This window comes from Pontibacter sp. Tf4, assembly GCF_014212495.1.
In the GTDB taxonomy this organism is placed as follows: Bacteria; Bacteroidota; Bacteroidia; order Cytophagales; family Hymenobacteraceae; genus Pontibacter.
Map to the genome: position 1 here is coordinate 181,440 of NZ_JACKZC010000009.1, position 15,005 is coordinate 196,444.

At 47.7% G+C, this 15,005-nt stretch carries 14 protein-coding genes; 2 read left to right on the top strand and 12 right to left on the bottom strand.

Translation table 11 applies throughout. The features are described 5' to 3' along the window. Positions 1–54: 54 nt before the first annotated feature. Entirely contained in the window at positions 55–948 is an 894-nt protein-coding gene (locus H7F15_RS15800; RefSeq protein ID WP_185197956.1) for a DMT family transporter, read from the top strand. A 142-nt stretch (positions 949–1,090) separates the two neighbouring features. On the opposite strand, the gene H7F15_RS15805 is transcribed toward H7F15_RS15800, so the two are convergent. From H7F15_RS15805 to H7F15_RS15850, 10 genes are all read right to left on the bottom strand, one after another. Further along, on the bottom strand, positions 1,091–2,395 hold the full coding sequence (locus H7F15_RS15805; RefSeq protein ID WP_185197957.1) for a DEAD/DEAH box helicase: 1,305 nt from the start codon (positions 2,393–2,395) through the stop codon (positions 1,091–1,093). Between the two features lie 221 nt (positions 2,396–2,616). Further along, positions 2,617–3,363 (bottom strand): class I SAM-dependent methyltransferase, encoded by a 747-nt coding sequence (locus H7F15_RS15810; protein ID WP_185197958.1) that lies wholly within the window; start codon positions 3,361–3,363, stop codon positions 2,617–2,619. Positions 3,364–3,366: 3 nt separating this feature from the next. Then, positions 3,367–4,374 (bottom strand): alpha/beta fold hydrolase, encoded by a 1,008-nt coding sequence (locus tag H7F15_RS15815; RefSeq protein WP_185197959.1) that lies wholly within the window; start codon positions 4,372–4,374, stop codon positions 3,367–3,369. Positions 4,375–4,496: 122 nt separating this feature from the next. After that, positions 4,497–4,637 carry a hypothetical protein gene (locus tag H7F15_RS15820; protein WP_185197960.1) on the bottom strand — a complete coding sequence of 47 codons (141 nt, stop codon included), beginning with the start codon at positions 4,635–4,637 and terminating at the stop codon, positions 4,497–4,499. A gap of 245 nt (positions 4,638–4,882) precedes the next feature. Further along, a complete protein-coding gene (locus H7F15_RS15825) occupies positions 4,883–6,001 on the bottom strand; it encodes an acyl-CoA desaturase (protein ID WP_185197961.1) in 1,119 nt (372 codons plus the stop codon). A gap of 210 nt (positions 6,002–6,211) precedes the next feature. Further along, the gene (locus H7F15_RS15830) at positions 6,212–7,324 is read right to left on the bottom strand and encodes an acyl-CoA desaturase (RefSeq protein ID WP_185197962.1); all 1,113 of its coding nucleotides are present in this window, start codon (positions 7,322–7,324) and stop codon (positions 6,212–6,214) included. Positions 7,325–7,634: 310 nt separating this feature from the next. Further along, entirely contained in the window at positions 7,635–8,849 is a 1,215-nt protein-coding gene (locus H7F15_RS15835) for a multidrug effflux MFS transporter (protein WP_185197963.1), read from the bottom strand. Between the two features lie 92 nt (positions 8,850–8,941). Then, positions 8,942–9,586 carry an NAD(P)-dependent oxidoreductase gene (locus H7F15_RS15840; RefSeq protein WP_185197964.1) on the bottom strand — a complete coding sequence of 215 codons (645 nt, stop codon included), beginning with the start codon at positions 9,584–9,586 and terminating at the stop codon, positions 8,942–8,944. Positions 9,587–9,696: 110 nt separating this feature from the next. Continuing rightward, complete coding sequence (locus tag H7F15_RS15845) at positions 9,697–10,545, bottom strand: AraC family transcriptional regulator (RefSeq protein ID WP_185197965.1); 849 nt, start codon at positions 10,543–10,545, stop codon at positions 9,697–9,699. A gap of 30 nt (positions 10,546–10,575) precedes the next feature. Next, positions 10,576–11,103 (bottom strand): GNAT family N-acetyltransferase, encoded by a 528-nt coding sequence (locus H7F15_RS15850; RefSeq protein ID WP_185197966.1) that lies wholly within the window; start codon positions 11,101–11,103, stop codon positions 10,576–10,578. A 973-nt stretch (positions 11,104–12,076) separates the two neighbouring features. Between H7F15_RS15850 and H7F15_RS15855 the strand changes: the two genes are divergently transcribed. Further along, positions 12,077–12,352 carry a glycine zipper domain-containing protein gene (locus H7F15_RS15855; RefSeq protein ID WP_185197967.1) on the top strand — a complete coding sequence of 92 codons (276 nt, stop codon included), beginning with the start codon at positions 12,077–12,079 and terminating at the stop codon, positions 12,350–12,352. Between the two features lie 64 nt (positions 12,353–12,416). Here the strand turns inward: H7F15_RS15855 and H7F15_RS15860 are convergent, their stop codons facing one another. Both H7F15_RS15860 and lpdA read right to left on the bottom strand, forming a co-directional pair. After that, positions 12,417–13,175, bottom strand: a complete 759-nt coding sequence (locus H7F15_RS15860; RefSeq protein ID WP_185197968.1) for a hypothetical protein — start codon at positions 13,173–13,175, stop codon at positions 12,417–12,419. Between the two features lie 136 nt (positions 13,176–13,311). Beyond that, positions 13,312–14,706, bottom strand: coding sequence for a dihydrolipoyl dehydrogenase (gene lpdA, locus H7F15_RS15865; RefSeq protein WP_185197969.1), 1,395 nt, complete (start codon positions 14,704–14,706; stop codon positions 13,312–13,314). Positions 14,707–15,005: the final 299 nt, after the last annotated feature.

Genomic DNA, 15,005 nt, shown 5'->3' on the forward strand with positions numbered 1-15,005 from the left:
GGGTTTATTGCGGTACTTATACGAAGCTAACACAAATAGCGCGTAATTTGCAACATGAGTAAACAAGTGCAGGTGCATGGCGCACTTTTCCTGGTTGCCCTGATTTACGGGAGCAACTATAGTATAGCCAAAGAAGTGATGCCATTTTACGTTGGTCCTTACGGGCTGATCGTGATACGCGTGGTGTCAGCAGCTATCTTTTTCGGGATATTTTCGCGGTTGGTGATACGGGAGAAGATTGTGGGTTGGAATGATAACATGCGCTCTGTGCTGTGCGGCATTACGGGCATCGCCATTAACCAGCTTTGTTTTTTCGGTGGCCTTAATCTTACTTCGCCAATCAACGCTGCCCTGCTGATGGTGATCGTGCCGATCATTGTGCTTATTTTCTCGGCCATTTTGCTGCGGGAGCGGGTGAGCACGCGCAAAGTATCAGGTATTGCACTGGCCTGTACCGGCGCTTTCCTGCTCATCTATAGTTCGCGCGGTGAAGGCACTCCCGGTAACCTGTGGGGCGACCTGCTCATTGTTTTAAATGCTGCAAGTTATGGCCTGTACCTGGTGCTGGTTAAGCCCCTGATGCAGAAGTACAATGCCTTTACCATCGTCAGCCGCATTTTTGCCGTGGGTGCTGTTATTGTCGTGCCTTTTGGCTTTAATCAGGTGATGGCACCTAACTATAGTTCTTTCCCGGCAGAGATCTGGTGGGCGATTGTATTTATGGTACTGGCGGTAACTATAGTTGCGTACCTGTTCAACACCTGGGCGCTGCGCTATGCCAATCCGTCGTTGGTAGGTGCTTACATTTACCTGCAGCCACTCATGGCTATAGTTATCGCTATAGGTTTCGGCAAGGATGTATTTACCCTGCAGAAAGGGATTTATGCGCTGCTGATATTTGCCGGGGTTTACCTGGTGAGCAGGACAAGGCAGGCGGTGGCGGAGTAATTGTCTGACCTCGCAGAAGCTGCGCACACTGTGAGGTCAGGAAACCAATAACAAAAAACTCCTGCCAAATTAACTTCAGCAGGAGTTTTAAATACTTTATACGTAAGCCAAATTATGCGCTGGCAGTTCTGGACTTATTCCCCTAGTTTCTGTTACCACCACTACGCTGGCCTGACCCACTGCCAGCGTTATGGCTGCGGCTCTGGCCACCGCCGTTTCCAGATGGTTTGTTACCCCAGCGGCTTCTGCCACCACGACCACCTTTGCTCTTTTGCTCTTTAACCGTACTGGCTGCTTCGGCAAAATCTTTGGCTGTCATCGGGTACGGGTGGTTGTCTACCACCGGCACGTTCTTCGAGATCAATTTCTGGATGCTTACCAGGTACGATGTTTCTTCGGCATCGCAGAACGAAAGCGCCGTACCGCTTGCGCCGGCACGACCTGTACGGCCAATGCGGTGCACATAGGTTTCCGGTTCGTTTGGCAATTCAAAGTTGATCACGTGGTTCAGGTCGTCAACGTCAATACCGCGGGCGGCAATATCGGTCGCCACCAGCACGCGTGTTTTGCTGCTCTTAAAATTATCTAAAGCGCGCACACGGGCGTTCTGCGATTTGTTACCATGGATGGCTTCCGCCTGGATACCAGCTTTTGTAACGTCGCGGGCAACTCTGTCGGCGCCATGCTTGGTTCTGGTAAATACCAGTACTCGGTCAATTTCATCGCCTTTCAGCAAATGTATCAGCAGGTTTTTCTTGTCGCCTTTCTTTACATAGTAAACCTTCTGCTGTATGGTATGCGCCGTGCTCGAAACAGGCGTTACTTCTACTTTGGCAGGCTCTACCAGTATGTTATCGGCCAGCTTCATGATCTCCGGAGCCATAGTTGCCGAGAAGAACAACGACTGACGTTTTTCAGGTATCACGTTCAGTACTTTACGTACATCATGCACAAAACCCATGTCCAGCATGCGGTCAGCTTCGTCCAGTACAAATATCTGCAGATCACGCAGATCAATAAACTTCTGCGCCATCAAATCCAGCAAACGGCCTGGGGTTGCTACCAGAATGTCTATTCCCCTTTTCAGGGCTTCGGTTTGCGGGTGCTGCGAAACGCCACCAAAAATAACCGTGTGCTTTAAGCCCGTGTTGCGGCCATATGCGCCAAAGCTCTCACCAATCTGCAAAGCAAGTTCTCGGGTTGGCGTCAGTATCAGCGATTTTATAGTTCGCTTGTTACGCTCCTGTGGCAAGGCACTCAGCAACTGCAGAATAGGAATGGCAAAGGCAGCTGTTTTACCCGTACCGGTTTGCGCACAACCCAACAGGTCGCGTTTCTGAAGTATGTAAGGGATTGCTTTTTGCTGTATTGGAGTGGGCTTGGTATATCCTTCAGTTTTAAGAGCGGCAAGGATAGGCTCTATCAGGTTTAATTCGTTAAATGTCATGTATTTGGTTTAAGTGGGCTGTACAATGCCATGTGCACTGTCTCAGCAGTCCCGGGAATACATTGCATTTGCGATCAATCCCGGCGTATTTTTAATTAACCTTTAAACGGTAAGTATAGTTCTACTTGACTAGTTTAAAGACGAAGGGTGCAAATGTAAGGCTAAATCAGGTAGGTTCCTATTGGTGGGGCCAAACTCAGCCTGCTAACTATAGTTGTAACTTAAGTGGTACCAACACGCATAGCTATCGGGAACTGTACTTTCAGTGCAGCATTCTCCGGCCATACATTTCTGAATTTTTCGGCCAATTGCGGCACCGGCGAGTTACCGTTCTTCTCTATAAAATGCTGCACCGCCGACCACGAGTTCAGGTAACCGATCAGTTGCTCCAGTGTCCAGTTGGTATCTATGCTAAACTCAGGCTTTTCTTCTATCTCATCAAACGGGAACGGGATGGTGCTATAGTTCTCATCAATGTAGGTACGCTCGGTGTCCCAGTAGCCGTCCAAGGTATTGTTGTAGAAATCGTCCAGGGTAGCATCTATTTCAGGAGAGATGCGCGGCAGGTTATAGCACCACACAGCCACTACGGCGCCGGCTTTGGTAACACGGTATACTTCGCGGTAAAAAGCATCAAAATCAAACCAGTGAATAGCCTGCGCCACCGTTACCAGATCTATAGTTGCATCGGGCAGGTTGGTTTCTTCGGCGCGGGCACGCAGGTAATGGATGTTCTCTTTCTTAATGGCATTATCAAGCTGACTTTGGCTTATGTCGGAAGCGTAGACCAGGTGGCAACGTTCAGCCAGTTTGGCTGCAACCTGCCCGTTGCCCGTCCCGCAATCCCAGGCGTTGGCGTAATGTGGTTTCAGGCTAAAGATAAAATCGTACAAGGCATCGGGGTACACCGGCCTGAACCTGGCGTACAGATTTGCCTGCGTGGAGAAATTATCTTTAGCCTGTTTCATGGTTTATTTTTTCAGGAAGTTAAGCAAAGGATTAATGAATTTATCAAACGCTTCGATGTGCGGCATATGCCCTACTCCTTCCAGTTCAACCAGCGTACTGTTCTTTATTTTTTTGGCAGTGTCTTTACCCAACTGAGGATAATTGCCCATTGTTGCAGCTACTTCTTTCGGAGCCAGGTTTTTGCCTAATGCTGTACGGTCGCGCTGACCGATGATGAGCAGGGTTGGCATTTTCAACTGGTCAAATTCATAAAGCACCGGCTGCGTAAAGATCATGTCGAATGTAAGCGCTGCATTCCAGGCAATAAGCGGGTAGTTTTCATTTATGGTCCAACCGGCCAGCAATTCAGCCCACTCGTCGTACTCGGGCTTCCATTTGCCGCCGTAGTAGTTCTCCAGTTGGTACTTTTTGATCTTGTCGTAGGTCTGTTGCAGTTCGCCCTTGTAGGCTTGGTCTATGGTTTGGTAAGGTGCTTTCCGCTTCCAGTCTTCCAGGCCAATCGGGTTAGCCAGTATCAGCTTTTCCGTCATGTCCGGGTACATCAGGGCAAAGCGTGTGGCCAGCATGCCGCCCATTGAGTGGCCCAGTACCGCTACTTTTTTAATGTTCAGGGTATCCAGTATGGCTTTTGTATTGGTTGCCAGTAACTGAAATGTGTACTGCAACTGCTCCGGCTTCGAGCTCTTGCCAAATCCGATCTGGTCTGGTATAATGACCCGGTAACCAGCTTTAGAAAGTGCGTCGGCGGTTTGTTTCCAGTAAGCCCCGTTAAAGTTTTTGCCATGCAGCAGCATAACAGTTTTACCGTTCGCCTTCGTTGGTTTCACATCCATGTAAGCCATCCGCAGTTGCTGCTTTTGTATGGTCAACGGGAGGTACTGCACAGGGTACGGGTATTTATAGTTCTCCAGGTTGATGTCCAGGTTTTTCAGGTCCTGTTGTTTCTGCTGGGCTATAGTTGGAAGTTGCAGCAACAAAAGGGCAAGTAAAAGGAAAGTAACTTTTCTCATTAGTAATGACGTGATGATTTAAACTATACGCTTATGTCTGAACCGGGATTAAGCGGAATTGTTGAGATTTAAATGATTTAATTAGTCGTGGCTCCCTGTGTCTCCAATATAATACTATAGTTCTAACTATAGTTTGGCGCTGCGTTGTAACTATAGCCCAGCGAGTCTGGGGACTCACGTACACCCTGCGGCACTGGTTGGGTACCGTCGCCAGGGTAAACTATAGCTGCAACTATAGAACTATATTTTGTTTCTGTTTTCAACTATAGATCAGCCTTTTAAACTATAGTTTTCTGCTGATGCAAAAAGCCAGTTATAAGCTGACATCACGTTCAATCACAAGTTACGCTTAGCTAAACTTGCGGTATGTACTATAGTTTAAATCCTGCTAATCCTAAAATCCTGTAAATCCTTGGGGCAGGGGCCCTATTTAAAGATTCAGACAAACAAAAATCGCCCGGCCTACTCTTGTGCAAACCGGGCGATTTCAAACTATAGTTTCAGCTTTTTAAGCCATTACTTCATTCAGGTTTGGCAATTGCAATCTGCCGAAGCGATGCAGCGTATTCAGATGCGAGCGCACGGCCTGCAGGAAGGTTTTGCTCTCGATATAAGTGAGGTTAAATTCGGAAGCAGTTTGCTTTACAATGTCTGCAATGGCCGGGTAATGCACATGGCTGATGCGCGGAAACAAATGGTGCTCGATCTGGAAATTCAGTCCGCCTACGTACCACGACAATAGTTTGCTCTTACGGGCGAAGTTAGCGGTAGTGCTTAGTTGGTGTATCGCCCAGTCATTCTCAATAATACCGGTCTCACTTGGCAGCGGGAAGCTGGTACCTTCTACGGTGTGCGCCAACTGGAACACTGTAGAAAGAATCATGCCTGCCACAAAGTGCAACACTAAAAAGCCAAGCAGAACCTCCCAGAAAGGTATCCCGAAAATAAGCGTTGGAGCTACCAGGATCGAGAAGAAGTAGAGTATTTTAAAGGCTAAAATCTTAACAAATGCAACCGTGTTATCTGATTTGGAATTAGCATTTACCCCGCTTTTGATGTACTTGAAAAACTGAATAAAATCTTTTAGAATCACCCAGTATAGTGTAAGCAGTCCGTAAAAGAACAAAGCGTAGGCCCACTGCAGTTTATGAATGAATTTCACTTTTGTATGTGGAGAAAAACGTAGCACGACCATATCATCTATGTCTTCGTCCATTTCCACCACATTGGTATAGGTATGGTGCAGGATGTTGTGTTGTAGCTTCCAATTAAAGGCAGATGCGCCTAACAGGTTCACGGAGTGCGCCATCAGGTAGTTCATGGTTTTGCTCTTCGAAAAAGCACCATGATTGGCGTCGTGCATCACGCTCATAGCCACGCCGGCCGCACCAAAACCCATTACAGCCCACAACACCAGGCTAATCGCCCAATGCGGCGTAAAGGTGAGCAGAACCACAAAAGGCAATACATAGATCAAAAGCAGTATAATGCTCTTTACCAGGATGCTGGAGTCACCGTATTTGGGTAATTTATTCTCTGAAAAATAAGCGTCCACACGTTTGCGGAGCGTCGGAAAAAACAAACTTTTGTCTTTGTTAACGAATTTTACTTTGCCTTTAAGCTTCATTTAATCTACTTGATATTCTAAAAATTACGCGCAATCCAAAAGCTGTTTTTACGACTTTGCTGGTAACCATGTTTAAAGCAGTTTAGCTAAACACCTCTCATTTTCTCCTGATAGAAACTTCCAGATGATACTATAAGCACGGATCTGCGCGATTGGGGTGCAAATATAGAGGGGAAATGGGACACTATAAGCTTTCAAGATTATTTGATTTTAGCCAATGGCCTCGTTCAAACCTGGCAGCCTTCCGAAGCGGTGCAGTGTAGCAATGTGCGAGCGCACGGCTTGCCCAAATGTTTCATTTTCCATGTACGGGATATCGAACTCGGCTGCCGTTTCTTTTACAATACCGGCAATGGCCGGATAGTGTACATGGCATATACGCGGAAACAGGTGATGCTCGATCTGGAAGTTCAGGCCGCCCACGTACCACGAGAGGATCTTGTTGTGCCGTGAAAAATTAACCGTCGTATTCAGTTGATGAATAGCCCAGTCATTCTCGATAATCCCATGCTCGTCCGGCCTTGGGTGACTGGTACCTTCTACGGTGTGCGCCAGTTGGAACACAACGGTCAGGATGATACCCGCCACAAAGTGCATTAACAAAAAGCCAAGCAGCACCTGCAAAAACGGAATCCCGAAGAACAGTACAGGCACACCTAATACAATAAAAAAGTACAGTAATTTCATAGCTACCAGCTTGGCAAACCAGGCTCTGTTCTCTGCAGTTGAGTTATTATTTACACCTGTCTTTTTGAAGAGTGCATACTGCACAAAGTCTTTTGCCACTACCCAATACAGCGTAAGCAAACCATAGAATACAAAGGCGTAAACCCACTGCAGTTTATGGAAGAATTTCACTTTGGAATGGGGGTTAAACCGCAGTACCAGCCTGTCCTGTATGTCTTCGTCCATTTCCACCACGTTGGTATAGGTATGGTGCAGGATGTTGTGTTGCAGCTTCCAGTTAAAAGCGGAGCCGCCTACAAAATTTAAGGTATAGCCCATCAGGTCATTTACACGCTTGCTTTTAGAAAAAGCACCATGGTTGGCGTCGTGCATAATGCTCATGCCGATACCTGCCACGCCCAGGCCCATCACAAACCACAGCAACAAACTACCCGGAAAGGCCGGTTGAAAAGCGAGCAGCGCCACAAATGGCAAAAAGTAGGTTAGCAGCAACACCACACTCTTCACTTTCATGGTAGTGTTGGCGGTTGTCGGAATATTGTTTTCGGTGAAGTAGGCATCTACCCGTTTGCGGAGTGTAGCGAAAAACAGGTTTTTGTCTTTGTTTACGAATTTTACTTTGCCTTTTAGTTTCATGTAATCTTTTCTGTGTGAAAATCATAACTCACACAGCGAATCAGAAACTCAAGGGGTGAATTGCGGGGAAATTTAAAGCATACGTGCTCTTATCTATACGCATGCCATAATGGTGCCAGTAACGGAATTGTTATCAAAGTAACCACTTCCTGTGCTGTAATACACCACAAGGTAACTATAAAAAGGAGATATCTGACTACGGCAGCCCTAAAATCAGCATCCCTTTTACAACCCTGCTGCCTGGCTTATAGTTCAGGCAGCCGCTTTCCCCGCTCCTGCCCAAACTATAAAACGCCGGTTAGACCATGGCTTATACTTCGCATAATTGGGCGGCTACGGCTTTGCGCTCGTTGCGTTTGGCAACTATAAGTATCAGCAAACTCAGCGTAGTTAAGGTAGCCATTACGCCCGTCATGGGCACCATGGTTCGGTTATGTAAAACGCTTACCAGCGCCGATGCCAGCGCGCCTGTACCCATCTGCAAACTACCCAGTATAGCCGATGCGCTACCTGCATTTTTTGTAAATGGTACCAGGGCCAAAGCCGAAGCATTTGGGTTAATAATACCTAAGCTGAACATGAACGTGAACAGCAAAACCAGGGTACTGATAGCAGTTAAAGTACCCGTGAAACTGCCAAACACCAGGGCAAGAGCTGCTGCAAACTGAATAAACCCAACTTTTAGCGTGATCTGCTTACTTGTATTACGGCGCAGCAGCAACCTGTTAAACTGGCTACCAATTATGTAACCGGCTGCGTTCATGGCAAAAGCAATACCGTATTGCGTGTCGGTTAGGCCAAAGTGCTCCATAAACACAAACGGCGAACCCGAAATGTAAGCAAACATACCCGCCGCTGCCAGGCTCCCCGAAATAGCATAGGTCAGGAAGGTAGGCTCTTTCAGCACGTTGGCAAAATCACGGAGTATAAATTGTGGCTTGAGCGAGATAGTCGTATCCGGTCCTTTACTTTCGGGCAATAGTTTAACTACAGCGAACAGCACGGATGCCGCAATAGCCGCCAGCACCACAAATATAAATTGCCAGCCCAGGTGTGCAGTTACATAGCCGCCTATAGTTGGCGCAATGATCGGGGCCACGCCCATCACCAGCATCAGCGTTGAGAACACGTTCGGTATATCTTTGAGGGGGAACAGGTCGCGCACCATGGCACGGCTTGCCACCATACCCACACAACCACCTAACGCTAACAGCAAACGCAACCCAATCAGCCATTCTACCGACGGCACCAAGGCACAACCCAGCGCAGCCAGCACAAACAGACTCAGGCCTATGATCAACGGCTTTTTACGCCCAAACCTGTCCACCAACGGACCATAGATCAGCTGGCCGGCAGCAATACCAATAAAGTAACTTGTAAGCGATAAGCCAACGTGGGCAATGTCGGTATTCAGATCTTTGGCAATGGCCGGAAAACCCGGCAGGTACATATCTATTGCAAACGGACCCAGCGCAGCTAAAGCGCCAAGTACCAGAATAATGGTTCTATATTGTTTCTTATCCATGTAAAAAATAAAACGGCCGAAGCCGGAAATAAAGGAAAGCGCAAACCAAGCAAACTATAGCCAGGCCTGCGCTTTCAGAAATATGTAAAGGGTTAGTACCCGATTGTAAAGCGCTGACGAATAAACTGCGGCTTTTCAAGTTCGTCTATCACAGCCACGGCATAGTCCTCGTAAGAAATGTTACTTTCTCCTTTTTCGTTCATTACCGGATTGTCGGTACCCAGACGGAACTTGCCCGTGCGCTCGCCCGGACCGATCATAAACGCCGGGCTGAAGAAAGTCCACTCCAGTTCTTTTTCCTGCTGGTAGATCTTTAATGAATCGCGCTGCGCTGATGCACCTTCTTTCCAGTCAGCCGGGAACTCAGACGTATCAACAGCCTGCACGCCAGGGGCTACATACAAACTACCAGCGCCACCAACATTCAGCACGCGTTTTACACCCGCCTTTTTTGCAGCTTTTATCACCGATTCTGCCACGCTGTTATGGAGCGAGTAGTCTACACCGGGCCCCCAGCCCGAACTATAGGATACCACCACAGCATCATGGCCTTCTATTTTAGCAGCCAGGTCATCGGTATCCAGGGCATCGCCTTTTGTAACTACCAGGCTTTCATTTTCTAAAGTAAGTTTAGACGGATCGCGCACAATAGCGGTCACTTCATGTCCACGGCTCAGGGCTTCGTGGGTAATGCGGCTGCCAACATTGCCGCTGGCTCCTATTATGGCTATCTTCATAGTTATCAAGATTATAGTTGTGCTATGATAGGTTTACACCAAATCACGCTACAAAGATACGCAAGTAACGGGCCAGTGCGGTGGCCATTTTCCGACTTTGGCTGGTCGCTTTATGCCTGCCGGTATTGTATGCGAAAAGCGGTTGGTGTAACCCCTTCCAGTCGTCTGAAAGCGCGGGTAAAATGCGAGTGGTCAGTATAACCTAAGGTGTAAGCAATTTCCTGCACCGTGTCTGTGGTATAGATCAGAAAACGTTTGGCGGCCAGTATCACACGTTTTTCGATGATGCGGGATGGCGTGTCGCCGGTGATGGCTTTGCTGAGCTCGCCCAGCTTTTTGGTGGTGATGTTAAGCTGACCGGCGTAATACTCTACGGAACGGTGGCGGGTAAATTCGGCATCCAGCAAGGCCAGAAACTTACTGAACGTGCTATAGTTGCTGTCGTCTGCTGCTGTGTCGCCGGACGTTCTCTTTTGTTGTTCTTCGCGCAGCACAGAGAGCAAGGCAGAAAGCAGGTGTCGGATGTATACTTTGTTCGGTTCGGCCTGCTGGTACTCCTGGTGCATCAGTTCGAACAGGCTTTTGATCTTATACTGCAGCTCCGAAGTGTAGACCGCCAACGATGTAAAATCAACTACCTGGCTGAAGAGTCCTTCAACGGGGCGTGGCAAAAACTCATTTGTAAAACGCAGCACGTATAGTTTGGTCCATGGTTTGGGAATGAAGCGATGCACCTTGCCCTGCGCTATGAGCGCTACAAACGGCCCCTGTAGTTCGTCATGCGCTGTATCGATGGTGTGTTTGGCGCTGCCCTGCTCTATAAAGATGATCTCCTGGAACGCATGCCGGTGCGCCCGCTGGTCCTGTGGCTCTTCGGTGGCCGGCACTTCCCGGTGCCAGATCTGAAAATCGGCTTCGGGTAGCTCAGGTGCTCGTGGTTTTGTGCGCTCAGGATGCATGGTTCTGCTTACGGAATGGGCAGCTATAGTTTACTTCATCTCTTTTTTCATGACCACCATGCCGTGGAATTCTGGCTTCATAGCTTCAAAATCCAGTGTGTAGGTACCGCAATGGGTGTAGCCGTTCTGCTCATAAAACCGGATAGCATCGTGGCTGCTGTCCATGGCCTTCAACCAGATCACACGCTTGTTTCTTTCCCTGGCAAACTGCTCAGTAAATTCCATCACTCGTTTACCCACTCCTTTTCCGGATGCAGCTTTGGTGAGGTAAATACGTTCCAGCTCCAGCGCATCTTCCGAACTATAGTTATCCAGCGCCTTGTCGATGTTCAGTTTCAGGAAACCTACCAGTTCTTCATCCGCATATATCAGAAAAAATGCGGCATTGGCATCTTCCAGTTCACTTTTCAAGGCGGTATCGCTGAAGCTGCGCTCTATGTACCAGGCACCGCCGTCATTCCATAAATGCAGGTAGTGGTCGCCATAAGCATTCAGGGCAATGTCCTGCAGCGTATGTAAGTCGGCAACGGTAATAGGAACTATGGAAACGGCTGGCATAAGGTGGAATGTATATGTTTTATAGTTTACTAATTGTCATGGCGAGCACGGTCGAGAAATCTTATAGTTGGCTATAGTTACCTATTGCTGGCGCGAGTCTCCAGACTCGTGACTTACTATGGAGTTGAGTCTCCTGACTCAACTGGCCTGAAAGGACAGGCTTACCAATAGTGCTGGCTATAGTTCGATAAACTATAGTTCCCTATTTGTCATGTCGAGCGAAGTCGAGACATCTTATATGTCCTATAGTTCTATAGTTCACTTTGCCTACCACTTGAACCAAGCCTTTCTTTCATAGCATCTTTTATTCCAGGGAGCTCTACTTACCTATCGTGCTATAGCTTCTTTGGCTCCCTCCCGGGCCGGGAGGCCCCGTCTTCGGGCATCGCGCTGCTGCCTTCTTGCTATCCTCGTGCCTCGGATTGCCTGACGGCACCGCAACAATTCAAAGGCGCTCAACCCAAAGACTGAAATCAGTTCGATAGCTAAGCTATAGTTTAATGATCAACTATAGCTCTTAGCTTTTCTCATGGTTACAATTCCGTAGGGACAGGTCGCGACCTGTCCGCTCAATATCGTAAACTATAAAACTATAAGTCAAACTATAGTAACGGCAGAGACTGTCCCCTTGAGGGGACTACAGGGGTGTTAAAACGCAAACTATAGCAACAGCCCAAATCCTGCAAAGCCTTTAATCCTGTAAATCCTTGGGATAGGGGCCCTATTTAAAGATTCAGACAAATACTATAGAACCTCAACTCAAACTATGGCAAAAGTACAGCACTTCACGGCAAGGAGAAAATGTAAGCTATAGTTTTTACTCAGACCAAGTCTACCAAAATTGTACTCTATATCAGCACACCAAAAACACACCTGCTTCTTCGAAACCCATAAAACCCTGACTCATAAACCATAGCAAACAAAACCACAATAATTCGCTGCCGTAAAATAGTATTATTAAATATACAAAACTATGAAAATACTTAATAGATTTATACCATTACTGATCACCGTATTTCTGCTGGGCAGTTGTACTGGTGAGGGCTGGAGCCGCAAAGCGAAAGGTGCTGCCGTTGGTGGTGCAACAGGTGCTGCGGCCGGTGCTGTAGTTGGCGGTACGGAAGGTGCTGTAGTTGGTGCTGCAGCTGGTACCGTGGCTGGTGGTGCCATTGGCCGTAAAAAAGATAAAAAGAAAGACCGCAAGCGCTACGAACAGTACCGCGACAAGGAGAAACAGGAGCAACGATAACCTATAGTTTATACTCCGCTTTAAAAGTAAAAAGGCTGACCGGCAAACCGATCAGCCTTTTTGCTTAAATATATTTCCCGGCTATCGTTCCGAGCTTTACTTTGTAGCGGGTAATGCCATTAAACTTCTCTTCCATCTTCAGTACCTCATGCGATTTCTTGGTGATCCAGAAAATGCCATAGTTCTCAGGGCTATAGTCTATCCGCAGCAGCCAGCAATCTATAGTTTGGTTATTTATAGTTGGTAGTTTCTCGGAGCCGGTTACTTTATAAGCATAATATTGGGGACCAGTTTTACTGCCCGGATGGTAAAAATTGATCAAGAAAACAGTATTGGGCTTGAGTGGCAGGCTCTCGAAAAATTCCAGGTCCAGTTCCCAGTTATAGGTTGGCTCCGGAACCGGCATCACAAAGTTTCGCCAGGGGTTGGTTCTGGCAGTATCGGCAGCTGTAATCTTATCGGGGTAGAAGTTAAAGGCGGCCGTGCCTCTTGCCGAGGTGCTTGTATGAAAGATCGGAGTAAAATCCTTTTCCATAACGGATTCGATAGTGCGGTTGCTCAGCGTATCTGCTCCGATCCAGTTCTGGCGAATTACCATGCGCTCCCTGCCCTGCACCTGCTCAAAACGGACATCCCGGTTCCAGAGACTCTGGGTCAGCACCTTCGGGTTTTTGGGGTTGCTTATAGTTACCAGGTACTGGCGCGTGCCCGGCTTCAGGTGTTTGGTGTTGATGTGTTTGCCGGTTACCCGCACGGTGTCGGGTTGGGCATACGCAGCGGAGAACATGATGCCGCAAAGCATCAATAAGAGTAATTTCTTCATAGTTATAGGGTTGGATGATGTAAACTATAGTTCGATGTTTAAACTATAGTTTGCAAAGTAAACAAGTATGAAAGCAACAAAAAAAGGGTTAGCCGCAAAATCGACCAACCCTTTTTAAATATCGTTAAACGTATACTTACAGGTGAATTACTTCGTCGTAAGCAGCGGCGGCAGCTTCCATAATGGCTTCGCTCATGGTTGGGTGCGGGTGCACCGACTTGATGATCTCATGGCCAGTAGTTTCCAGTTTACGGGCTACTACTACTTCAGCTATCATCTCAGTTACGTTCGCACCGATCATGTGCGCGCCCAGGAACTCGCCGTACTTGGCATCGAAGATAACTTTTACGAAGCCATCTTTCGCACCGGCTGCACTTGCCTTACCAGAAGCCGAGAATGGGAATTTACCAACTTTGATCTCGATGCCCTGCTCGCGTGCCGCTTTCTCAGTAAGACCAACCGAAGCGATCTCAGGAGAGCAGTACGTACAGCCTGGTATGTTGCCATAGTTCAATGGCTCAGGGTTGTGGCCTGCAATTTTCTCCACACAGATAATACCTTCGGCAGATGCCACGTGCGCCAGCGCCGGACCAGGAACGATGTCACCGATCGCGTAAATACCGTCTACGTTCGTTTTGTAGTACTCATCCACTATCACTCTGCCTCTGTCAACTTTAATGCCCAGCTCTTCAAGGCCGATGTTCTCCAGGTTTGTCTGGATACCAACTGCTGAAAGCACAACCTCAGCTTCCAGTATCTCTTCGCCTTTAGCCGTTTTAACCGTTACCTTGCACAGGTCACCGCTTGTATCTACTTTCTCAACAGAAGAATCCGTCATGATGTTGATGCCTGACTTGCGGAAAGATTTTGACAGCTGGCGCGATACTTCTTCGTCCTCAACCGGCACGATGTTCGGCATGTACTCAACTATAGTTACCTTCGTGCCCATTGCGTTGTAGAAGTAAGCAAACTCCACTCCGATCGCACCGGAACCAACTACTACCATGCTCTCCGGCTTCTTATCCAAAGCCATGGCCTGGCGGTAACCGATGATCTTTTTGCCATCGATCGGCAGGTTAGGCAGCTCGCGTGAGCGGGCACCTGTTGCGATGATGATGTTGGTAGCCTCTACTGTATCTTTCTTGCCTTCCGCGTCAGTTACTTCAACTTTGCCTTTGGCAACAATTTTACCGGTTCCCATTATCGCATCGATCTTATTTTTGCGGAACAGGAACTGGATACCTTTGCTCATGCCATCAGCCACACCGCGGCTGCGCTTTACAACTGCATTAAAGTCTACAGAAGCTTCGCCGATGTTGATACCATAATCAGCGGCATGGTTGATATACTCAAAAACGTTCGCGCTTTTAAGCAGGGCTTTTGTAGGAATACAGCCCCAGTTAAGGCAGATACCACCCAGCGACTCGCGCTCGATAACACCTACTTTTAAACCCAACTGCGATGCACGGATAGCTGCTACATAACCGCCCGGGCCACTGCCAAGCACTACTAAATCGTATTTTGATGCCATAGTTTCTCTTTATTAAATGATGAGCAAAATTAATCGGAATTACTTACTTAGCAAAACCTGTTTCTGATGCCGGTGGTTGTTAACCAGAGCCTTTCTTTTTTGCATCCTTTGCGTGTTCTTAACGTTTAGGCTGTCCGCACCGGACGCAAAGGCTTACCCAAGGGTCGCAAAGTACAAACCTGTTGTGCCGCCAGGTGCAATGGCACAATGGTAAGATGAATATGGTACGATGCCACCAAAACGCTATAAAAAAGGCAAAATACTTTTAAAAGAGGCCATTACTGCTGTTCTTTGCGCTG